At 67.7% G+C, this 22,480-nt stretch carries 14 protein-coding genes and 2 pseudogenes; 7 read left to right on the forward strand and 9 right to left on the reverse strand.

What is annotated here, in order from left to right:
* Nucleotides 1-39 precede the first annotated feature (39 nt).
* Genes msrA through msrB form a run of 3 tightly spaced genes read right to left on the reverse strand, consistent with a single transcriptional unit; the run spans nucleotide 40 to nucleotide 3,136 of the window.
* Nucleotides 40-777, reverse strand: coding sequence for a peptide-methionine (S)-S-oxide reductase MsrA (gene msrA / locus N4G47_RS00935; RefSeq protein ID WP_475284655.1), 738 nt, complete (start codon nucleotides 775-777; stop codon nucleotides 40-42).
* Between the two features lie 14 nt (nucleotides 778-791).
* Entirely contained in the window at nucleotides 792-2,561 is a 1,770-nt protein-coding gene (locus N4G47_RS00940; protein ID WP_475284657.1) for a cytochrome c biogenesis protein DipZ, read from the reverse strand.
* A gap of 2 nt (nucleotides 2,562-2,563) precedes the next feature.
* Nucleotides 2,564-3,136 carry a peptide-methionine (R)-S-oxide reductase MsrB gene (gene msrB, locus N4G47_RS00945; protein WP_475284659.1) on the reverse strand — a complete coding sequence of 191 codons (573 nt, stop codon included), beginning with the start codon at nucleotides 3,134-3,136 and terminating at the stop codon, nucleotides 2,564-2,566.
* 144 nt (nucleotides 3,137-3,280) lie between these two features.
* On the opposite strand from msrB, the gene N4G47_RS00950 reads away from it, so the two are divergent.
* Both N4G47_RS00950 and N4G47_RS00955 read left to right on the forward strand, forming a co-directional pair.
* Entirely contained in the window at nucleotides 3,281-4,000 is a 720-nt protein-coding gene (locus tag N4G47_RS00950) for a response regulator transcription factor (protein WP_014035866.1), read from the forward strand.
* On the forward strand, nucleotides 3,997-5,466 hold the full coding sequence (locus N4G47_RS00955; RefSeq protein WP_249842028.1) for a sensor histidine kinase: 1,470 nt from the start codon (nucleotides 3,997-3,999) through the stop codon (nucleotides 5,464-5,466). The genes N4G47_RS00950 and N4G47_RS00955 overlap by 4 nt, the downstream gene beginning before the upstream one ends.
* Here N4G47_RS00955 and N4G47_RS00960 read toward each other — a convergent pair.
* Together N4G47_RS00960 and N4G47_RS00965 are read right to left on the reverse strand one after the other, a co-directional pair.
* A complete protein-coding gene (locus tag N4G47_RS00960) occupies nucleotides 5,463-6,809 on the reverse strand; it encodes an ATP-binding protein (protein WP_475284662.1) in 1,347 nt (448 codons plus the stop codon). The genes N4G47_RS00955 and N4G47_RS00960 overlap by 4 nt on opposite strands.
* The gene (locus tag N4G47_RS00965; RefSeq protein WP_057498295.1) at nucleotides 6,806-7,495 is read right to left on the reverse strand and encodes a winged helix-turn-helix domain-containing protein; all 690 of its coding nucleotides are present in this window, start codon (nucleotides 7,493-7,495) and stop codon (nucleotides 6,806-6,808) included. The genes N4G47_RS00960 and N4G47_RS00965 overlap by 4 nt, the downstream gene beginning before the upstream one ends.
* Before the next feature lie 350 nt (nucleotides 7,496-7,845).
* On the opposite strand from N4G47_RS00965, the pseudogene asnB reads away from it, so the two are divergent.
* Nucleotides 7,846-9,745 (forward strand): annotated as a pseudogene (asnB, locus tag N4G47_RS00970) (asparagine synthase (glutamine-hydrolyzing)).
* A gap of 626 nt (nucleotides 9,746-10,371) precedes the next feature.
* Here asnB and N4G47_RS00975 read toward each other — a convergent pair.
* Both N4G47_RS00975 and queD read right to left on the reverse strand, forming a co-directional pair.
* Entirely contained in the window at nucleotides 10,372-10,719 is a 348-nt protein-coding gene (locus N4G47_RS00975) for a phasin family protein (RefSeq protein WP_475284665.1), read from the reverse strand.
* A 116-nt stretch (nucleotides 10,720-10,835) separates the two neighbouring features.
* Nucleotides 10,836-11,198, reverse strand: coding sequence for a 6-carboxytetrahydropterin synthase QueD (gene queD / locus N4G47_RS00980; RefSeq protein ID WP_475284667.1), 363 nt, complete (start codon nucleotides 11,196-11,198; stop codon nucleotides 10,836-10,838).
* Nucleotides 11,199-11,394: 196 nt separating this feature from the next.
* Here queD and N4G47_RS00985 point away from each other — a divergent pair, with 196 nt between their 5' ends.
* Both N4G47_RS00985 and N4G47_RS00990 read left to right on the forward strand, forming a co-directional pair.
* Nucleotides 11,395-14,034, forward strand: a complete 2,640-nt coding sequence (locus N4G47_RS00985) for a TonB-dependent receptor (protein ID WP_475284669.1) — start codon at nucleotides 11,395-11,397, stop codon at nucleotides 14,032-14,034.
* Between the two features lie 74 nt (nucleotides 14,035-14,108).
* The gene (locus tag N4G47_RS00990) at nucleotides 14,109-16,703 is read left to right on the forward strand and encodes a M14 metallopeptidase family protein (protein ID WP_475284671.1); all 2,595 of its coding nucleotides are present in this window, start codon (nucleotides 14,109-14,111) and stop codon (nucleotides 16,701-16,703) included.
* A gap of 522 nt (nucleotides 16,704-17,225) precedes the next feature.
* On the opposite strand, the gene N4G47_RS00995 is transcribed toward N4G47_RS00990, so the two are convergent.
* On the reverse strand, nucleotides 17,226-18,641 hold the full coding sequence (locus tag N4G47_RS00995) for a DEAD/DEAH box helicase (RefSeq protein WP_107232229.1): 1,416 nt from the start codon (nucleotides 18,639-18,641) through the stop codon (nucleotides 17,226-17,228).
* Between the two features lie 949 nt (nucleotides 18,642-19,590).
* Here N4G47_RS00995 and N4G47_RS01000 point away from each other — a divergent pair.
* Together N4G47_RS01000 and maiA are read left to right on the forward strand one after the other, a co-directional pair.
* Nucleotides 19,591-20,580 carry a fumarylacetoacetate hydrolase family protein gene (locus tag N4G47_RS01000; RefSeq protein ID WP_475284674.1) on the forward strand — a complete coding sequence of 330 codons (990 nt, stop codon included), beginning with the start codon at nucleotides 19,591-19,593 and terminating at the stop codon, nucleotides 20,578-20,580.
* A gap of 14 nt (nucleotides 20,581-20,594) precedes the next feature.
* Complete coding sequence (gene maiA, locus N4G47_RS01005) at nucleotides 20,595-21,263, forward strand: maleylacetoacetate isomerase (protein WP_475284676.1); 669 nt, start codon at nucleotides 20,595-20,597, stop codon at nucleotides 21,261-21,263.
* A 70-nt stretch (nucleotides 21,264-21,333) separates the two neighbouring features.
* Here the strand turns inward: maiA and N4G47_RS01010 are convergent.
* Nucleotides 21,334-22,463 (reverse strand): annotated as a pseudogene (locus N4G47_RS01010) (PilT/PilU family type 4a pilus ATPase).
* Nucleotides 22,464-22,480 lie beyond the last annotated feature (17 nt).

Below are 22,480 nucleotides of genomic sequence, written 5' to 3' on the forward strand. Positions count from 1 at the left end.
CTTTGTCGGGACGGCGGGGTAGCCGGCCAGCGGCCGGCTCTACCGCATCGGCACCAGCACCGCATCGCGCCGGTACAGCGCTGGGAACTGCCTGCCCAACGCCGCCAGCTTGGGCGCGTCGTAATAGCGGATGTAGGCCGCCTGCGGGTAGTTGCTCATGTAGTTCTGGTGGTAGCTCTCGGCCGGGTAGAAGTGCTGGCCGCTGACCAGCTGGGTGACGATCGGTGCGGAATAACTGCCGGCCTGGCCGAGCTGGGCAATGTAGGCACGGCTGGCCGCCTGCTGGCGGGCGTCGTCGCTGAAGATGGCCGAGCGGTACTGGCTGCCGTGGTCCGGGCCCTGCCGGTTGAGCTGGGTCGGGTCATGGGCCACCGCGAAGAACACCTGCATCAGCTGCCCGTAGCTCACCTGGCGCGGGTCGTAGTCGATCTTCACCGCTTCGGCGTGGCCGGTCTGGCCACTGCTGACCCGTTCGTACCGCGCGTTGGCAGCGCTGCCGCCGATATAGCCGGACACCGCATTGCTCACGCCCTTGACGTGCTGGAACACGCCCTGCACGCCCCAGAAGCAGCCGCCGGCAAAGACCACGCTGGCATGAGTGGCGTCATCGCCGAACGCAGCGTCGCCGGTGGGTGCGGGCAGCGCTTTCAGCGATGCCGCCGCCTCGGAAGGGGCCGCCATCGCGCCGTGATCGACCAGCAGCACTGCAGCGATCAGCGCGGTGGCGACCAGCCCGGCAACACCCGCGGCGACGCCCTGTTCAAAGGAGAGTTTCATCATGTCCTCCTGGTTCAACCGAAGGTGAAGGCATAGGCCTGTACGCCCGCATCGAGGAACTCGATCTCGAAGCGGTGCGGGCCGACCGTGCCGCGCTGGCGCACCAGCTGGTACAGCCGGTGTTCGTCGACCACGCCACTGCCGTCGGCGCCGACATCGCTGCCGGCGTCGGTGGCCGGCAGCGGCTTGCCATCGAGCAGCACGCGGAAGCGCACCGGCTTTCCTTCCTGGCTCGGCGCCAGCACCAGGTGCAGGTCGCGCGCATGGAACTGGAAGGCGATACGGCCGCCGGCCTGTTGCAGCTGTGCCGCCTCGTCGGTGACCGTCCAGTGGCCGGACAGCCCCCACTGGTTCAGCGCCAGCGCAGTGGGCAGCGAGTAGTCGAAGGCGGTATCGGCACGCTGTCCACCGGGCGAGGCGAACTGCTCGGCGCGGGCGTGGCCCAGGTAGGTCTCCGGCGAACGCAGGTTGCCCATGTCGGCCTGCGCGGCCACGCCCTTCAGTTCGGCAGCGGCCGGGTCGGCCGGCGGCGGCAGATGGGTCTGGCCGGCCTCGGCCAGCAGGCGGCGGATCACCTGTTCCGAACGCGCGTAGTTGCCTTCACCGAACTGGTGGCCACGGATGTTGCCCTGGGCATCGACGAAGTACTGCGCTGGCCAGTAGCGGTTGTTGAACGCGCGCCAGATCGTGTACTGGTTGTCCAGCGCCACCGGGTACGCGACCTTCAACTGCTCAACCGCCTTCATGACGTTGCGTGGGTCACGTTCGAAAGCGAACTCCGGGGTGTGCACACCGATCACCACCAGGCCGTGGTCGCGGTAGCGCCGCTCCCATTCGTGCACGAACGGCATCGCGCGCAGGCAGTTGATGCAGGAGTACGTCCAGAAATCGACCAGTACTACCTTGCCGCGCAGCTGCTGGGCGCTCAGCGGCGGGCTGTTGAGCCAGCCGGTGGCACCGTCCAGCGCGGGCAGGGTGCCTTCCACCGGCAGCGGTGCATCGGCAGCGGCGTTGGCACCGGCCATCATCATCATCGGCGGTGCCGCCGGCTGCGCGCCGGGCACCGCATCGAGCAGGCCCTGTTCGATGCGCGCCGTGCTGAGCGTGGACAGGCGGGTCAGCAGGCCGGTATCCCAGCCCAGACCGATCGCCACCACCGCCAGCAGCGCGGCCACGCCCAACATCTTGCGCAGCACGTCACCCAGACCGAGGCGCGCCTGCAGGGCGCGGAATACGCGGCCACCCACCCAGACCGCCAGCGCCAACGCGGTGATCGCACCGAGCGCATAGGCCAGCAGCAGCGTGCTGGTGCCGACGCTGGCACCGTGCAGGGCCGCGCCGGTCAGCACCAGGCCAAGGATCGGCCCGGCGCAGGGCGCCCACAGCAGGCCGGTGGCGATGCCGATCAGCAGCGAGGTCCACGCGCCGCCACGGCCGGCGGCATCAGCGGCATCGGCGCGCGCACTCAGCCGCGCACCCACGCGCTGGAACGGCGCCAGCAGATGGTCGGCCAGTCGTGGCCACAACAGTGCCAGCGCGAACAGCGCCATCAGCAGCAGGGCGATCCAGCGTCCGACCTGGTTGGCCTGTGCCACCCACTGGCTGCCCACCGCGGCCAGGCTGGCAACCACGGTGAAGGTCAGTGCCATGCCCAGCAGCAACGGCAGCGTGCTGCGCAGGAAGGGGCGGTCGGCGCGTGCGAACACGAACGGCAGCACCGGCAGGATGCACGGGCTGAGCAGGGTCAGCGCACCGCCCAGGTAGGCAAGCAGCAACAGCAGCATGGTCAGGCTCCGGAAACAGGGGAAGAACCGACCGGCACGCGCCAGCCGTCGGCAGCGCCATCACCGGCGCCGGGAACAAACACCATGGCCACACCGTTCATGCAGTAACGCAGCCCGGTCGGGCGCGGGCCATCGTTGAAAACGTGGCCGAGATGGCCACCACAGCGCCGGCAGTGCACTTCCACCCGCAGCATGCCGAAGGTGACGTCGCGGTCCTCGCCGATTGCGTTGTGCAGCGGTGCCCAGAAGCTGGGCCAGCCGGTACCGCTCTCGAACTTGGTGGAGGAGGAGAACAGCGGCAGCGCGCAGCCGGCGCAGGCGAAGGTGCCCTGCCGGTGTTCCTTGTTGAGCGGGCTGCTCCAGGGCCGTTCGGTGGCCTGCTGGCGCAGCACCGCGTACTGCGCTGGGGTCAGCTGCTGGCGCCATTGCGCATCGCTGTGCATGACCTCGAACTGGCGCACCGGCCGTGCCTCGGCGGCGGCCGGTGCGGCACGGCTGCAGGCGCCCAGTCCGAACAGGCCGGCGGCGGTGGCGACACCGCCCAGGCCCAGCAGATGGCGTCGGGTGAGGGGCATGGCGGACTCCGGGAAGGGGCGACGGGGCCATGCTGCGCTTGCCCGGGTCAACGAATCCTCACGCAGGATTCAATTTTTCGTGAGGTATCGGCGGCCGTCCCGCGCCACAATGCGGGCAGCCTCCCCACTGGCCCTGAGCTGCCGATGTCCACCAAACGCGTGCTGATCGTTGAAGACGATGCCCACATCGCCGACCTGCTGCGCATGCACCTGGGCGATGAAGGCTACGACGTCGCCCACGCCGCCAGCGGCGACGCCGGCCTGCGCCTGCTCGAACAGGACGGACCGTGGGATGCGCTGGTGCTGGACGTGATGCTGCCCGGCGTGGATGGCCTGCAGGTGTGCCAGCGTGCACGCGCGATGGCGCGTTACGTGCCGATCATCATCATCAGTGCGCGCGGCAGCGAGACCCAGCGCATCGTCGGCCTGGAACTGGGTGCGGACGACTATCTGGCCAAGCCGTTTTCGATGCCGGAGCTGGTGGCGCGGGTACGTGCGCTGTTGCGCCGTGCCGAGGCGATGGCGCAGAGCGCACGCATTGATGCCGGTGCGATCGAGCTGGGCGGATTGCAGCTGGACCCGGTGGCACGCACCGCTTCGGTGGATGGCAACGCGCTTGAGCTGACCCCGCGCGAGTTCGACCTGCTGCTGTTCTTCGCGCGCCACCCGGACCAGGTGTTCGCGCGCATGGAGCTGCTCAACCAGGTCTGGGGCTACCAGCACGATGGTTACGAGCACACGGTCAACACCCACATCAATCGGCTGCGCAGCAAGATCGAGCCGGACCCGGCCAACCCGCGGCGGCTGCTGACGGTGTGGGGACGCGGCTACAAGCTGGTCGATCCGGCCGGGGCGGCGGCATGATCAAGCCCAACCTGTGGCAGAAGCTGGCGGCGGTGATCGCCGCGCTGATGCTGATGTGCTGCATGGCGCTGCTGGCCCTGCAGATGCGCGCCAACACGCGCCACGAACAGGAAGTCGTGCAGCGGCTGTCGCTGGGCCTGGCCGAACATATCGCCCAGCGCAGCGAGCTGATGGACACCAGCGGCATGCGCGATGCCGCGGTACGTGCGCTGTTCGGCCAGCTGATGGCGGTCAATCCCAGCGTCGAGGTGTATCTGCTGGACGATCAGGGCCGCATCCTCGGCCACGATGCGCCCAGCGGCCATCTGGTGCGCAACCGGGTGGACGTGGCGCCATTGCGTCGCCTGCTGTCCGGTGCGCCGTTGCCGATCCTTGGCGATGACCCGCGCAGTGCGGACGGGCGCAAGGTGTTCAGTGCCGCGCCGCTGATCGTGCAGGGACGCCAGGCCGGTTACGTGTACGTGGTGCTGGTGGGCGAGCACCGGCAGATGCTGTCCGATGATCTTGCCGCCGGCAGCCAGTGGAACACCACATGGTGGTCGGTGGTGCTGGTAGGTGGCCTCGGCCTGCTGGCCGGGCTGGTGGCCTTCTACTGGGTGACCCGGCCGCTGCGCCGGCTGACCCGTCGCATCCAGGCCTTCGACATCGACGCCCCCACACCGTTGCCGCCGCCGGAACCGCTGCGGCCGGGTGAGCGCGACGAGCTGGTGATCCTTGAACACGCGCATGCGCAGATGGCGCAGCGGCTGGGAGAGCAATGGCAGCAGCTGCGCCAGCAGGACCTGCAGCGGCGCGAGCTGGTGGCCAACATCTCGCATGACCTGCGCACTCCGCTGTCATCGCTGCACGGCTATCTGGAGACGCTGGCGTTGAAGGATGCCACGCTGTCGCCGGACGAGCGCCGCCGCTACCTCGGCATCGCGCTGGCGCAGAGCGCCAAGGTCGGCCGCCTTGCACGCGCGCTGTTCGAGCTGGCGCGGCTGGAGCATGGCGAAGTGCGGCTGGAGTGGGAGGTGTTCGCGCTGCCGGAGCTGCTGCAGGACGTACTGCAGAAGTTCGAGCTGGCCGCGCAGGCCCGCAACCAGAGGTTGCATGCGGACTTCCCGCCGGGCCTGCCACTGGTGCGCGCCGACCTGGGCCTGGTCGAGCGGGTGTTGACCAATCTGCTCGACAACGCCCTGCGTCATGCGCCCGAGGGTGGCCGGATCGAGGTACGCCTGCGTGCGACACCGGACAGCGTCGAGGTGAGTGTGGCCGATGATGGCCCGGGTGTAGCGCCGGCACTGCGCGCGCAGCTGTTCCAGGCACCGGCTGCGCTGGGCGCGCGCCGTGGCGAGAACGGTGGCCTGGGCCTGTTGATCGTGCAGCGCATCGTGCAGCTGCATGGCCGCCGCATCGAACTGCGCGACAGCGAGCAGGGTGCGTTGTTCGTGTTCGCGTTGCCGCGCGCGGAAGCGGCAGCCTAGCAGGCCCCCTCGCACTCCACCACGCCGCTGCTTTCCAGCGGCAGGTGCAGGCGGATGCAGGCGCCGCCCAGCTCGGAATCGGTCACCTCGACGTGGCCGTCGTGCTTGTCGGCCACCACCTGCACCAGGGCCAGGCCCAGCCCGAAGCCGGGGCTGCCGGGGTCGAGCCGCACGTAGGGCTGCAGCACCTGGCCACGCAGTTCGGGCGCGATGCCGGGGCCGTCGTCCTCTACCTGCAGGCACAGCCAGCCATCATTGACCGTGCTGGCAATTCGGATCTGCCGGCGTGCATAGCGCAGCGCGTTGCCCAGCAGGTTGCGCAGGGCCAGCTCCAGCATGTGCCGGTTGACGTTGACCAGGCCGGCCGGCGACAGCGCCTGCTGCACCGGCATCGGCAGCGGCGCGAACTGGGCGACCACGCCGCGCACCAGCGCGGCCAGCTGCAGGCGCTGGCGGGTCAGCTGATGACAACGGCCGAGCGCGGCGTACTGGACGCCGGCATCGGTCAGGTGCTGCAGACGATCGACATCGGTGCGCAGCCCGCCCAGGGCATCGCGCTGGATCTCGTCCAGCGCGGTGTCCTCCAGGTCGGCCAGGCCGAAGCGCATGCGGGCCAGCGGCGTGCGCACTTCATGTGCCACCGCCTGCGCCAGCACGCGCTGGCTTTCCAGCAGCTGCTGCAGCTGTTCGGCCATGTGGTTGAAGGCATTGGCCAACGGCCGCACCAGTGCGGTGCCGGCGCGCGGCGCACGCGTATCCAGCTGGCCATCGCGCATGCGCCGCGCGGCCTGTGCCAGCTGCGAGACATCGCGCCACAGGCGGTAGACCATCACGTACATCGGCAGCGCCACGGCCACCATCAGGATCAGCAGCAGGATCGCCACGCCGGAGACATCGCTGTCCTGCCAGCCTTCGTCGGGCAACGCTTCGTCCAGTGGGCCCAGCATCACCGCATAGTCGCTGTCGCCGATGCGCTGCAGGCTGCGCATGTGCTCCAGATCGATCTGCACCCGGCCATTGTTGAAGGGCGGGCGCTGGCTGGCGGGCAGTTCCTTCACTGCCTCGGCCAGCGGCACCATGCGCAGGGCATAGGCGAAATCGGTGTCGAGCTGGCGCGCCAGTGCCGGCCACTGTTCGCGCGGCGTCTCGGCGAAACGGTGCTGCAACAGCGCATGGGTACCGCGCATCTCGGCCTGCAGGCCCGCTTCGGTGCGGTCTTCCAGCAGCGCGTCCCAGGCCCACAGGCCAAGCACGATCAACAACAGGTGGGCGACCAGGAAGCCGATGCCATAGCGCAGGAAATGAAAGGCGTGACCGCGCATCGCCGAGGGCGTGCGCTTCATCCCCATGCCGAGCGGCTGAACAGGTAGCCGCGCCCGCGGACGGTCTTGATCCGTTCCGGTTGCTCGGGGTTGTCGCCCAGCTTGCGCCGCAGGCGCGAGATGCGCGCATCGATCGAGCGGTCCAGGCCGTCGAAGGCAATCCCGCGCAGGCCGCGCAGCAGCGCGTCGCGGTCCAGGATCTGGCCGGCGTTGCTGGCCAGCAGGAACAGCAGGTCGAACTCGGCGGTGGTCAGTTCCAGCAGGCCGCCCTGCAGGTGCACGTTGCGCGTGGACGGGTCGATGTTCAGCTCGCCGAAGCGCAGGCTGCCGTCACGCGGTTCAACCCGGCGGTGGCGGCGCAGGTGGGCGCGCAGGCGGGCCAGCAGGACCCGCGGTTCGATCGGCTTGCCGATGTAATCGTCGGCACCCAGTTCCAGCCCCAGCACCTGGTCGATGTTGTCGGTGCGGGCGGTCAGCACGCAGATGATGCCGTCATAGTGGGGGCGGATCTGCCGACACACTTCGAAACCATCCTGGTCGGGCAGGCCGACGTCGAGCAGCACCAGCGCCGGCTTTTCGGCCAGGATGCGGGTCACTGCACGCGCTCCGCTGCGCTCGTGGGCCACCTGGTAGCCATGCCGCTGCAGATAGTCGCTGACCATCGTACCCAGGCGGGCATCGTCTTCGACCAGTACGATATCCAGCATTCTCAAGGCCTCCGTGGGCGCAAACGTACCGCCACGGCACGAGCGCGGCGATCCTATCCCAGCCTTCGGGCCGCCCGGGTCCCGGGGGCGGGCGCCATTCAGCCGGGGTTGCTGACGCGCGGGCCGGGTCTCAGTCCCGGCAACACCTTGCCGCCCAGCATAGCCGGTTGCCGTTACAAAACGTTACGTGGCGGCCACGGCCGGTGACGATCGCTGACAGCAAAGCGACTGACAGCGCACGCCGGCCGCGCCGAGCATGGAGTCTCCTCCGCTCCGCGTGCCGTCCCCATGTCAGCCGCTGCCCCCTGCCTGCCGAACCTGTCCTGCCGCCGCCGTCATGGGGGCCTGCGATGAGCGGCGTGGTTGGCGCCTGGCTGCCGCCCGCCGACGATGAGCAGCTGCTCCAGCAGCTGGCGCCGATGCTGCGGGCCCTGCAGCAGCGCGGTCGCGGTCGCATCGGTTACTGGACCGACGCTGACGCCGGCCTCGCCCTGGGCCACTGCCGGGCACCCAGCGATACGCCGCTGCAGCCGCTCAGCTCGGACTGTGGCCGCTACGTGCTGTGCCTGGATGGCCGGCTGTACAACCGCGCCCATCTGCAGGGGCAACTGCGCGACCTGCCACGCAGCTGCAGCGACGCGCGGTTGCTGTTGCAGGCAATCGTGGAATGGGGCGTGCAGCGGGCGCTGTCACGCATCGAAGGCGCCTTCGGGTTCAGTGTCTGGGATCGCCAGTCGCGCGAACTCTGGCTGGCCCGCGACCCGGTGGGCGAGCGCCCGTTGTACTACGGCTGGCACCAGGGGCAGTTCCTGTTCGCCTCCGAGCTGAAGGCGCTGCAGGCATTCGCTGGTTTCTCGCCCAGCATCGACCAGGACGCGCTGAGCCTGCTGCTGCGCCACGACTACGTGCCGGCACCGCACACGATCTATCGCGGCATCCACAAGCTGGTGGCCGGCGCCATGCTGCGCATCGATCTTGCCGACCACGCCGCGCGCGGTTCCGCGCAGGCCGCGCAGGGCGGTTCGCGCTACTGGTGCGCGCGCGATGCGATGCACAGCGCGCTGCAGGAACCGCTGCAGCCGGCACCCGACCTTGAGCAGGCCACCGATCAGCTGGAGGCCGTGCTGCAGAAGGCCATCGCCGCGCGCATGCACTCGCCGCTGGCCTGTGGCGCGTTCCTGTCCGGCGGCACCGATTCGTCGCTGGTGACGGCGATGATGCAGGCGCAGTCGGCGCTTCCGATCGAAGCGTGGACGGTGGGCTTCGACGATCCCGGACATGACGAGAGCGACTGGGCCTCGCAGGTCGCGCGGCATCTGGGCGTGCAGCACCACCTGCACCGCATGGATGCGCGCCAGGGCCTGGACCTGCTGCAACGCCTGCCGCAGGTCTGGTGCGAGCCATTCGCCGACGCTTCGCAGCTGCCGACCCTGTTGGCCAGCGAACTGCTGGGTGCGCGCAAGCCGGTGGCGTTGACCGGCGACGGCGGCGACGAGCTGTTCTTTGGCCATCCCAGTTACGGCCGTGCGCTGCGCAACGCCCGCCTGTGTGGTGGCCTGCCGGACTGGGTGCGCGATCTGGCGCGGCGCAGCGGCACGCGCATGAACGCCGAACGCGGCCGCCTGGGGCTGGCGCGCGCTGGTGGCCGAAGTGGCGGCCAACGATGTGGAAGGCCACTACCTGCAGCGCGTCACCCGCTGGCGGCAGCCGGCGCAGGTGGTGCTGGGGGCACGCGAACCGATGACGATCTTCCAGCAGCAGGACACCGGGCTGCCGGCGGAGGCGCGCATCCAGCTGCTGGATTTCCGCATGGATCTGGCCGAGGGCATCCTGGCCAAGGTCGATCGTGCCGGCATGGCGGCGGGGGTGGAAACGCGCGCGCCGCTGCTGGACATGGACGTGGTGCGTCTTGCCTGGCGCCTGCCGCAGCACCTGAAGTACCACGATGGCGAGCACAAGCGGATCCTCAAGCATCTGCTGGCGCGCTATCTGCCCGAGCCGCTGGTGTACCGTCCCAAGCGCGGCTTCGGGCCGCCGATGGCGCGCTGGCTGGCCGGCCCGCTGCGCGACTGGGCCGAGGCATTGCTGGATCCGCAGCGGCTGCGCAACCAGGGCTGCTTCGATGCAGTACGCGTGCGCAGCATCTGGGAGGCGTTCCTGCGCGGCGAGCGCAAATGGCACACGCACCTGTGGAATGTGTTGATGTTCCAGGCGTGGCACCAGCACTGGCACGGCGGCCGGGGGCGCTGAGCCGTTCCTGCATCGCGTGTGGCGGATTCATTCTGCGTGGCGCAGGGCGGAGGCCCGTGCGTACGAATGTCCTCCGGCGCCGGCCGTTGGCCGTCACCTCCCCTTTACTTCGTACGCACGGGCCTCCGCCCTGCGTTCGGAATCTATCGGCGCCTCATTGAAAGGCTGCCGCGAGCACTGCGCGTTAGCTACCGCAAGCCGAGCCTCGTCGGGGCGGGCAGGGGTCTGGGCAAAGTAAAGGAGGAGGGGACGGCCAACGGCCGGCGCCGGGGGACATTTGCCCAGACCCCTGCCTGCCCCGGCGGGGCCGATCAGTTCGCGGGGAAGTGCGTCGAAGAAGTGCTCTGCAATCCAGACGTCAGACAAAAGCACGACGGGTTCTGCGCGGTGCAGGGCCTCCGCCCTGCGTTCGGAATCTATCGGCGCCTCATTGAAAGGCTGCCGCCAGCACTGCGCTCTACCTGCCGCAAGCTGAGCCCCGGCGGGGCCGATCAGTTCGCAGGGAAGTGAGACGAAGAAGTGCTCTGCAATCCAGACACCAGGCAAAAAAAGACCCGGCAGAGGGAGGGATCTGCCGGGTCCGGATTGCATGGGGGAGGGACCCATGCAATGAGCGTTGCGTCGCGTCAGTGGTTGTTCGCGTCCGCCGTTGATTCGTTGTAGCCCTGCACCAGTTCGGACCAGGCCTTGCTGGCCTGCAGGCCGAGACCGACCACGTCCTGCTGCGCCTGGCCCAGTCGCTGCAGGTTGTCCTGCCACAGCTGTGCGCCCCTGGAGAGTGCACCGGCCGCGTCATCGCTGCGGGCCAGCTCGCCCAGCCAGCCGCCGGTGGCGGTCAGGTTGCGCTCCATCGCCTTCAGCTGCACGCCGAACATGCTTTCCGCGTTCTCCAGCGCCAACCGGTTCGCGCGCGTTGCTGCAGCGGCGAGCTGGCGGGTGGCATCACTGAAGCGATCGCTGAAGGCGGCGGCCATGGGGCATCAGGGAGTGACTTGATGCAATGCAGCATACGCCGTTGATGCGGCAATGCAACAAAAATAACAAAGGCGCCCAAGGCGCCTTTGAAAATCCTTGAAGATCAATGGGTTGATCAGGCGGACGGGCCGCGGTAACGACAGCCGGAAGTGCAGGTTTCGTGCACGGTGATCTCGCTCAGCGCCGGCAGGCCGGGCTTGAGTTCGTTCCAGATCCACACCGCCAGGTTCTCGCTGGTCGGGTTCTCCAAGCCAGGGATATCGTTGAGGTAGTGGTGGTCCAGGCGGTCGTAGATCGGCTGGAAGGCGGCCTTCACGTCTCCGAAATCCATGATCCAGCCGGTCTGCGCGCCCGGCTCGCCCTCGACCTTCAGTTCCACTCGGAACGAGTGTCCATGCAGGCGCGCGCACTTGTGCCCGGGCGGCACGTTGGGGAGGCGGTGCGCCGCCTCGATCATGAAGACTTTGAAGATTTCCATGGCGCCCATTGTACGTTGCAGGTGTCGCTTACGGCCGGTCGGCGCGGGCACACCCGTGAAGAAATTCTTTCCATCCGGATGAAGAGATGTTAGCTTCTCTTATATCCGTATGAAGAGATGTTATTGGCCGGACCCCGGCCAGGCATGGACTACTGCGGAACTTACGTCGTCCTTCCACTACCTCCCCCACATCGTCATGCCCCAGCACACCCTGCTTGTGGCGGCCCTGGCCGTCGCTCTGGCCGCGCCTTTGTCCGCCGCCGCCGAAACCTCCGCCGACGCCAGTGGCGAAGCCAGCACACTGGCTGCCGTGCGCGTCACCGGCTCCAACATCAAGCGCGCCGATACCGAAGCCTCCAACCCGGTGCAGGTGATCGGCCGGCAGCAGCTGGAGCAGACCGGCAAGGCCACCGTGGCCGATGTGCTGCGTTCGATCTCGGCCAACACCGGTAATGCGGCCAACGAAACCACCAACAATGGCTGGGCCTCCGGTTCGGCCGGCATCGGCCTGCGTGGCCTGTCGCAGAAGAACACGCTGGTGCTGCTCAACGGTCGCCGCCTGGCCAACTACGGTTTCCCGGCCGGTGGCCTGTCCGACACCTTCGTCGATCTCAATGCACTGCCGCTGGTGGCGGTGGAGCGCATCGAAGTGCTCAAGGACGGCGCCTCGGCCGTGTACGGTTCCGACGCGGTGGCCGGCGTGGTCAACATCATCACCCGGCAGAACTTCGAAGGCGTCGAGATCGGCGGCAGCTTCGGCGGTGCCGACCAGGGCGGCCTGCACGAGCAGAACCTGAAATTCGTCGGCGGCCTGGGTGATCTCGACACCGACGGCTACAACATCCTCTTCAGCCTGCAGGGTTACAACCGCGAACGCCTGGACCAGGACGAACGCAACCTCACCAAGAGTGGCATCTACAGCGACCAACCGGGCGGCCGCTGGAACGGCTGGTCGGCCAAGGGCGCGCGTTACCTGGTCAACGGCGTGTCGGTGCCGATGCTCGATGCCAGCGGCAACTGCCCGGCCGGCACCACCCGCGTCGCCAGTGCGCCGATCGACGGCCTGGCCGGCGATACCTGCGGTTTCAACCAGGCGCCGTTCACCACGCTGATTCCTTCAACCAAGCGCTACCAGGCCTATGCCAACGGCACCTTCCGCCTGAACGACAACGTCGAAGCCTTCGGCGAAGTGCTGTACAGCCAGATCAAGAGCGCTGCGTGGTTCGGCAGCAGTCCGTTCTTCACCCTCGAAAGCGGTCGCTTCGCGTTGAACGCCAACAGCGGCCTGGCCGAGCCGGTGTCGTCGCTGCTGCCGGCCAGCAATCCGTACAACCCGTACGGCCGCGCGATCCCGATCGAGTACACCTTCTTCGACCTCGGCGGCACCATCAAGACCAACCGCTCCACCGCCTATCGCGGCGTGTTCGGCCTGCGCGGCACCACTGCGAACTGGGACTGGGAAGTGGCCGCATTCGGCGCGCGCAGCAGCGAGCGCGAGACCGTGTCCGGTGGTTTCGCCAACCGTTGGGCACTGGCCGATGCGCTGGCCACGGGCAGCTACAACCTGCTCAACCCCGCCGCGACGGCGCAGTCGGTACGCGATGCGATCAACATCGCCACGTTGCGCCCGGCCGAGTCCAAGCTGCAGGGCATCGACGCGAAGATCTCCGGCACGCTCGGCCACACCTGGGCCGGTGACATCGGCTTCGCCGCCGGTGCCGAGTGGCGCCGCGAGAAGCTCGACTCCAACAACCCGTGGCAGATCGACGCCGGCCTGCAGGTACGCCCGGCCATCGCCGAAGTGCACGGCGAGCGCCAGGTCAGCGCCGCCTACGCTGAGGTGAATGTACCGCTGGCCTCGACGCTGGAGCTGTCCGCCGCTGCGCGCGCCGACCATTACGACGATTTCGGTGACGCGTTCTCGCCGAAGATCGGCCTGCGCTGGCAGCCGCTGGACTTCCTGCTGGTGCGCGCCTCGGCCTCGAAGGGTTTCCGTGCACCGTCGCTGTCGGAGAACTCCAACAGCACCAGCATCGCCTACGGCAGCGTGGTCGACCCGCGTGATCCGGACGTGCCGGGCTCGCGGCAGAACCCGACCTTCTTCACCGTCGGCAACAACGCGCTGAAGCCCGAGCGCACCAGGAGCGTGAACTTCGGCGTGGTGCTGTCGCCGTGGGCCAACACCAACCTGAGCGTGGATTACTACCGCATCCAGCTGGACAACCTGGTCGGCACCAACAACACCCAGACCCTGGTCAATGACAACGTGGCCGGCGCGGTGCAGCGCGACGAGCGCGGCAAGCTGCAGGCGGTCTACAACCGCTACCAGAACCTGAGCGAACTGAAGACCTCCGGCATCGACGTTGAACTGCGCCAGCGCATCCCGACCGCTGCACTAGGCGACTTCACCGTGTCCTCGGCCTACACCCATGTGCGCGATTACCGTCGGCCGACCGTGGTCGGTGGCCCGCTGGTCGATTACGCCGGCAGCAATCTCGGCGCGACCCTGCCCAAGGACAAGGCCACCACCACGCTGGACTGGAAGCTGGGCGACTTCAACGCGGCAGTGACCTGGTACTACACCAGCGGCTACCGGCAGGAAGCCAGCACCGCGGCCAAGGCCGTGCAGACGCGCGTCGGCAGCTACAGCCAGTACGACCTGTACCTGGCCTACACCGGCGTGGACAAGCTGACCGTGTACGCCAAGGTGCAGAACCTGGCCGACAAGACGCCGCCGTATGACGCCTCGTTCCCGGGCATCCGCGCGCCGTACGACTTCAGCCAGTACGACCTGCGCGGCCGCTACTTCACGCTGGGCTTCGATTACCGCTTCTGATCCATCCGCCGCGGCCGGTCACCTTCAGGGGCCGGCCGCGCGATTGCCTGCCGTTGTGTTCCTGGGGAGTTACCGTGTCCTTGCATCGCCGTGCCGTTCTTCCGTTGCTGATCGCCGTCGCCACCGCACTGTCCTGCCCGCAGCCGGCGCAGGCACAGAGTGCGTACTTCTTCCCGCAGGCCACCGACGCGGCCGCATTCGATACGTCCATTCCCACGCCGGAGCAGTTCCTGGGCTATCCGATCGGCAGCCGCTACACCCGGCATGACCAGCTGGTGGCGTACCTGCAGGAACTGGCCCGCCGTTCGGACACGATCAGCGTGCGCGAGATCGGTCGCAGTTACGAGGGTCGCCCGCTGCTGATCGTTACCGTCACCGCCGCCAGCAACCACGCGCGGCTGGAGCAGATCCGCCAGCAGCACGCCACCCTGGTCGATCCGGCGCAGCCGCGCAGCGCCGCCGGCGACAGCCCGGTGGTGGTCTGGCTGGGCTACAGCGTGCATGGCAACGAAACGTCCAGCGCCGAAGCGGCGATGCTGACCGCTTACTACCTGGTGGCCAACCGCAGCGCCGAAACCCGGCAGTGGCTGCAACAGGCGGTGGTGCTGTTCGACCCGGCGCAGAATCCCGATGGCCGCGACCGTGCCGCCAACTGGCACAACGCCTGGGCCTCGGACCCGGCTTCGGCCGACCCGGCCGACAAGGAACACGTCGAGCCCTTCCCGCAGGGGCGCACCAACCACTACTTCACCGATCTCAACCGCGACTGGCTGGCCCTGACCCAGCGCGAGTCGCGGCCGAAGGTGGAGGTGTTCCATCAGTGGTATCCCAACGTGCAGATCGACTTCCACGAAATGGGCAAGGACAGCACGTACTATTTCGAGCCCTCGCCGAAGAGCATGCACAGCCCGCTGATTCCGCCGGCGTCGTACGAGTTCAACAAGACCCTGGCCAAATACCACGCGCAGGCGCTGGATGCGTTGGGATCGCTGTACTACACCGGCGAGAATTTCGACAACTTCTCACCGGTGTACGGCTCGACCTATCCGGACTTCCACGGCGCTGTCGGCGTCACCGTCGAACAGGCCAGCTCGCGCGGCCGCGTGCAGGAATCGGTGAATGGGCTGCTGACGTTCCCGTTCACCATCCGCAACCAGGTCGCCACCGGGCTGGGCACCGTGCGTGGTGCGGTGACCGAGCGCAGCGGCCTGTTCGATCTGCAGAAGCAGTTCTTCCAGAGTGCACTGAAGCAGGCCGCACAGCAGCCGGTGAAAAGCTTCGTGTTCGGTGATGCGCATGACCCGGCACTGACCCGTCGCCTGCTGGAACTGTTGCTGCTGCATCGCATCGAGGTGCACGCTCTGGATCGTGCCGTCACTGTCGATGGACAGCGTTTCGATGCCGGCAGCGCCTACGTGGTGCCGGTGCAGCAGGCGCAGTTCCGCCTGGTGCATTCGATCTTTGCCGAGACCCCGCCGATCAAGGGCGATGTGTTCTATGGCAGCACCAGCTACGCGATTGCGCCCGCCTACGGTGTGGCGTTCGCGGGTAGCCGCAGCCGTATCGACGGGGGTGCCCGCGTGACCGCGCTGCCGGCGGAGCTGGGCACAGTCAATGGCGGCCAGGCCAGCTTCGCCTATGCCATCGACTGGCGCGATTACAACGCCGGGCGCGCATTGGCGGTGCTGCAGGGCAAGGGGTTGAACGCGCGTGCGGCGTTCCAGCCCTTCACCACCGCGACCGCACAGGGCGAGGTCCGCTTCGCCACCGGCAGCCTGGTGATTCCGGTGGCCGGGCAACCCCTGCAGGGCGCCGCGCTGCTGGAGGCCATCACCTCCGCCGCGCGCGAGGCCGGTGTGCAGGTGCAGGCACTGTCCAGTGGCCGCAGCCGCGAAGGCATCGATCTCGGCAGCGATGGCGTCAGGGCGCTGCGCACGCCAGCCGTGGCACTGGTGATGGGCGAGGGCGTGGCCGCCACCGAGATCGGCTCGGCCTGGTTCCTGCTCGACCAGCAGCTGCGGCTTCCCGCCAGCAAGCTTGACCCGCTGCAGCTGGGCAAGGTGCCACTGGATCGTTACACCACCATCGTGCTGTCTGGTGGTACCTACACCGGTGTTGATGCCACGGCAGTGGCTGCACTGAAGCGCTGGGTGCAGGCCGGAGGCTCACTGGTGACCTACGGCAGCGCCTCCAAGTGGGCGATCGAGCAGAAGCTGGCCGACGGCGAGACGCTGGGCAAGGAGGAAGAGGCGGCCGATGCAGGACGTCGCGCATTCGGCGACCAGCGTGACATCGCCGCGATCGAGCGGGTCAGCGGCAACATCCTCAGTGCCGACGTCGATACCAGCCATCCGCTGGCCTTCGGCGTGCCGCGCCGGCAGCTGGCGATCAACAAGGAGAACACGGTGACGCTGCAGCCGAGCGCGAACCCGTTCTCGACGGTGGTACGCATCGACACGCCGCCGCGGGTGAACGGTTATCTGTCAGAGCGCAACCGCGCGCGGGTGGCGGGCAGTGCGTGGCTGCTGGTGTCGGCGCAGGGGCAGGGCAATGTGGTGCTGTTTGCCGATGACCCGGCGCACCGCAAGTACTGGCACGGGACGGATCGGCTGCTGATCAACGCGATCTTCTTCGGGAATCTGGTGAATCCGAGTAAAGCGCGGAGTTGAGGTTTTACGCGCCTTGATTGATGCGTGTGGGGAGGCCGGGCGGACTGCGCAGGACACGCTGAAAATACGTCCATGTAAGCTCGATCGGCGCATCCATGCGCCTCACGGTCCCGCGCAGCCCGCCCGGCCTCCCCTCGACAGGCTCCTGCGGGCGCGGACGCATCGAACCGCAAGGCGGGAGCAAAAGCGAAAGCGGGCACTGCGGCTTCGGCTTTTGCCTTTGCCTTTGAATTTGAATTTGATCTTTCTTCTCCCGACTACCCGGCGGGAGAAGAAGGCGCAGGCAATGCTTGAAGCGGATGGGCGTGGGGCCAGCGCAAAACCGTGAGGCGCATGGATGCGCCGACCGAGCCCCCATGGACGGGTTTACGGCGTGTTTTGCGCTGGCCCCACGCCCATCCGCCCTCAGCGCAGCATACCGCCGGCTTCTACTCACGGTAGCCCGCAACAAAAAAGGACGGCGCGTCAGCGCCGTCCTCGATAGCCCCGCGCAGCGGGAAGCACCATCCATGTCAGCTGGGATCAGCCGGCGCGACCGCCGCCGTTGCCACCCTGGCCGCGGCCACGGCCGCCACCATTGCCGCCGCCGCCACGACGCTGGCCCTGACCCGCACCGGCGCGCTGCTGGCCATTGCCACCGCCCTCGCGACGGCCGCCGCCGGCCTTCTTCGGGCCCGCATGCGCATGGCGCGGCGCATCGCCGTGCGGACGGCGTGCGTGGCTCTTGCGCGGCGCGCGCTCGCCGGTATCGTGCTCGGCCTTGCCCGGCGCACTGTTGCCCCAGCGGATCGGCACCTGCAGCTCGAAGCCCGGCACATCGCGGATGTCCATGTCGCGGCCCAGCAGGCGCACGATTGCGCGCAGCAGCTTCACTTCATCCTGCGCCACCAGCGAAATCGCCTGGCCGGTGGAACCGTTGCGGCCGGTACGGCCGATGCGGTGCACGTAATCCTCGGCCACCATCGGCAGATCGAAGTTGATCACCTTCGGCAGCTCGTTGATGTCGATGCCACGCGCGGCGATGTCGGTGGCCACCAGCACGGTCACGCGGCCGGCCTTGAAATCGCCCAGTGCACGCAGGCGCTGGCCCTGGCTCTTGTTGCCATGGATCGCCGCAGTCTTGATGCCGGACTTTTCCAGGAACGTGGCCAGCTTGTCGCTGCCGTGCTTGGTCCGTGCGAACACCAGGGTCTGTTCGCGGCTGTCCTGCGCCAGCAGGTGCAGCAGCAGGTCGCGCTTGCGGCCGGCATCGACCGGGTGCACGCGGTGGGTGATGGTTTCAGCCACGGTGTTCTTCGGCGTCACCTGGATCTGTTCCGGGTTGCGCATGAACTCCAGCGCCAGCTGGCGGATGTTGTCCTCGAAGGTGGCCGAGAACAGCAGGGTCTGGCGGTTCTGCTTCGGCAGTTTGGCCAGGATGCGCTTGATCGACGGCAGGAAGCCCATGTCGAGCATGCGGTCGGCTTCGTCCAGGATCAGCACTTCGATGCCGGACAGGTCGACGCTGCGACGCTCCAGGTGGTCGATCAGGCGGCCCGGGCAGGCCACCAGCAGGTCCACGCCGCGACGCAGGATGTCCAGCTGGTTGCCCATGCCGACGCCGCCGTAGATGCAGGCGCTGGGGATGCGCAGGTACTTGCTGTAACCGCGCAGGCTGTCATGCACCTGGGTGGCCAGCTCACGGGTCGGGGCCAGGATCAGCGCGCGCGGCTTGCGCGGGCCGGCGCGCACTTCCTGCGAGGCGGTGCCCAGGTGCTGCAGCAGCGGCAGGCCGAACGCGGCGGTCTTGCCGGTGCCGGTCTGGGCGCCGGCCAGCAGGTCGCGACCGGCCAGCGCCAACGGGATTGCCTGCTGCTGGATCGGGGTCGGGTTTTCGTAGCCCTGCTCGGCGAGCGCACGCAGCAGGAAGGGCGCCAGGCCCAGCGATTCAAAAGACATTGAGTTTGCTCCAAGTACAAGAAACGCCTGTCCGAACGGACAGACGGGGGCAGATCAGAGTGATCGGCTGACTCGGAGCGTTCCCGTGAACCGCGCTGCGAGAAGTTGGGTGCAGCCGGCGCGGAGCGCAGGCTGGAATGCGTGACGAACGGTGTCGGAGTGGGGGCGGGCGACGGGGCGGACCCCGGACGCCGGCGATCCCGAAGGGAAACGGACGGCCGCTGCAGACCTGCCTAGTCTAACCGATGGCTGAGACCTCGCGCAAAAAGCCCCGTTCAGGTAGGGGCTCTCTGCAGGGCTGCGCCCTGCACCCGCAGAGGCCGAAGCGACGTCAACGTCAACGTCAAAAGCGGGCTTGCTGAGGGTAGGCGGGGTGGGTCCGGTGGCGGGAGACGCCGTAAACCCATCCATGGGGGCTTGGCCGCGGCATCCATGCCGCGGACACTCCCGCCACCGGACCCACCCCGCCTTCGACAGTTTTCCGCGATCTGTCAGATCTCATTCGATCAATTTCGATGTCTGATCGATTTCGACGGTGAATGATGTGGATGTTCGATCCGTCATCGGGAAATTGTCGGGGGTGGGGAGGTGTGGGCGGGCAGGACCGTTGGCGCCATGGATGGCGCCATCGAGCCCCCAGGGGTGAGGGCGCTTTGCTTGCGAAGCACTGCTTCGCAAGCGCCCGAACGCCCAGCCGCTAGCGGCTGGGCCGGACCGCGGAGCGGGGTTTACAGCGTGTCCTGCCCGCCCACACCGCCCCGCCAACCCGCGGACAACCCAGAGCCGGCTGTTGCCTTTGACGTTGCCGTTGCATTGAGCAGGTGCAGGGCTGCAAGCCCTGCCGAACCCCCACTACGGTAGGGTGGGCTGATGCCGCGCTGCAGCTTGGCGCCGCCGCATATTTGATTACACTTGAAACTTGTTTGCCCACGACTCCGGACACCCACCCATGAAGCTTGGTTCTTTGAAGGAAGGCGGCCGCGACGGCACCCTGATCGTCGTCTCGCGTGACCTGCGCCACGGCGTGCGCGCCACCGGCATTGCCGCCACCCTGCAGCAGGCCCTGGAGGACTGGAGCCACATTGCGCCGCGCCTGAACGCCCTGTCCGAATCGCTCAATGCCGGCGACGCCGATGGCGTGTTCGACCTCGATCCGCAGGCGCTGGCCGCGCCGATGCCGCGCGCCTATGAATTCGTCGATGGCAGCGCCTACCTGCCGCACGTCGAGCGCGTGCGCCGCGCCCGCGGCGCCGAAGTGCCGGAGAGCTTCTACACCGACCCGCTGATGTACCAGGCCACCAGCGCCGGTTTCTACGGCCCGCGCGATGCGGTCAAGGTGGTCAGCGAGGACTACGGCATCGACCTGGAAGCGGAGATCGTGGTGATCACCGACGACGTGCCGATGGCGGCCACCCCGGAACAGGCTGCCGGCCACATCCAGCTGGTCGGCCTGGTCAACGATGTCTCGCTGCGCAACCTGATCCCGGGCGAGCTGGCCAAGGGTTTCGGCTTCCTGCAGTCCAAGCCGCGTTCGGCGCTGTCGCCGGTGTTCGTCACCCCCGATGAGCTGGGCGCTGCGTGGCAGGACAGCAAGGTGCACCTGCCGCTGTTGACCCACATCAACGGCCAGTGGTTCGGTGCGCCGGAAGCAGGCGTGGACATGCAGTTCAACTTCGCCCAGCTGGTCGCGCATGCGGCCAAGACCCGTCCGCTGGGCGCTGGCACCATCGTCGGCTCGGGCACCATCGCCAACGAAGACACCAGCAAGGGTGCATCGTGCTTCGCCGAGCAGCGCGTGGTGGAAACCCTGCGCGACGGCAAGCCGAGCACGCCGTTCATGTCCTTCGGCGATGTGGTCCGCATCGAGATGCTCGATGCCGCCGGCAACAGCATCTTCGGTGCCATTGAACAGCGCATCGAGCAGGCGGCCAAGCCCTGAGCATGGAGGCGGCGATGGACATCCCGGTCGACGACGGCATCGTGCTGTACACCTACTGGCGATCCAGCGCCGCCTACCGCGTGCGCATCGGCCTGGAGCTGAAGGGCCTGGCCTGGGAAGCGCGGCCGGTGCACCTGGTGCGCGAGGGCGGCGAGCAGCATCTGCACGCCTATCGCGCGCTCAACCCGCAGCAGCTGGTGCCGACCCTGCTGCACGAGGGACACACGCTGACCCAGTCGCTGGCGATCCTGGAATACCTGGACGAGCGCTTCCCGCAGGTGCCGCTGCTGCCGGCCGACGCTGCCGGCCGCGCACGGGTGCGGGCGCTGGCCCAGCTGGTGGCCTGCGATATCCATCCGATCAACAACCTGCGGGTGATGCAGTACCTGGAACGCGACCTGAAACTGCCGGCCGACGCCCGCACGCAATGGACCCTGCACTGGATCGCCGAAGGCTTTGCTGCGATGGAAGCGATGCTGGCCAACAGCCGCGATACCGGCACCTTCTGCCACGGCGACCGCCCCGGCCTGGCCGACCTCTGTCTGCTGCCGCAGCTGTACAACGCCCACCGCTTCGGCCTGGACCTGGCGCCGTACCCGACTCTGCGCCGCATCGAAGCGGCGTGCCAGGCATTGGACGCCTTCGATCGCGCGCGCCCGGAAAACCAGCCCGACGCCACCTGAAAGCAGAAGGGGCGGAGGGGATCAAGTCGTAAGTGCATATACGACTTGATCCCTTCCGTCCCTTTTTAGCTCAGAACCCGTGGGTGATGGTGGGCTGGGTTGGCGAGGAGAAATCCGCGTACGGATCGTGCTCGCCGCTGCTGCCTTCGGACAGGCGGAACTTCAGCGCCAGGCCATCGCGCGAATCGGCTGCACGCAGCGCCTCTTCCTGCTCGATCACGCCGCTCTTGGCCAGCCGGAACAGGCACTGGTCGAAGCTCTCCATGCCTTCCTCCAGCGAACCTTCCATCGCCGCCTTGATCTCGTGCACCTGGCCGCGGCGCAGCAGGTCGCGGATCATCGGCGTGTTGATCAGCACCTCGGTGGCCGGCAGGCGACGGCCTTCCTTGTTCTTCACCAGGCGCTGGCTGATCACCGCGCGCAGGTTCAGCGCCAGGTTCATCAGCACGTTCTTGTGCGCGCTTTCCGGGAAGAAGTTCAGGATGCGCTCGATGGTCTGGTCGGCGTTGTTGGAGTGCAGGGTGGCCAGGCACAGGTGGCCGGTCTCGGCGAAGGCGATCGCCGCCTCCATCGTTTCCGCATCCAGGATTTCGCCGATCAGGATCACGTCCGGCGCTTCACGCATCGCGTTCTTCAGCGCGTTGTGGAAGGCATGGGTGTCCAGCCCGACCTCGCGCTGGTTGACGATCGACATCTTGTGCTTGTGCAGGTACTCGATCGGGTCCTCGATGGTGAGGATGTGACCGGTGGTGGTGCTGTTGCGGTGGTCGATCATCGACGCCAGCGAGGTGGACTTGCCCGAGCCGGTGGACCCCACCACCAGCACCAGCCCGCGCGGGGTCATGATGACGTCCTTCAGCACCTGCGGCAGGTTCAGCTCCTCGATGCTCGGGATGCGGCTGCGGATGGCGCGGATGACCATGCCGACCTCGCCGCGCTGCTTGAACACGTTGACGCGGAAGCGCCCGGCATCGGGCAGGGCAATGGCCATGTTGAGTTCCAGCTCGCGCTCGAACTGCGGCACCTGGCCTTCGTCCATCAGCGAGTAGGCGATCTTCTTGACCATGCCCGGCGGCAGGCCGGTGTTGCCCAGCGGATAAAGCTTCCCTCGATCTTGATGTAGACCGGTGCTCCGGTGGTCAGGAACATGTCCGAAGCGTTCTTTTCGGTCATCAGCTTCAGGAAGTAGCCGATATCCATTGCGAATTTTCCCCAAC

It is taken from the genome of Stenotrophomonas sp. GSD10 (assembly GCF_056172695.1).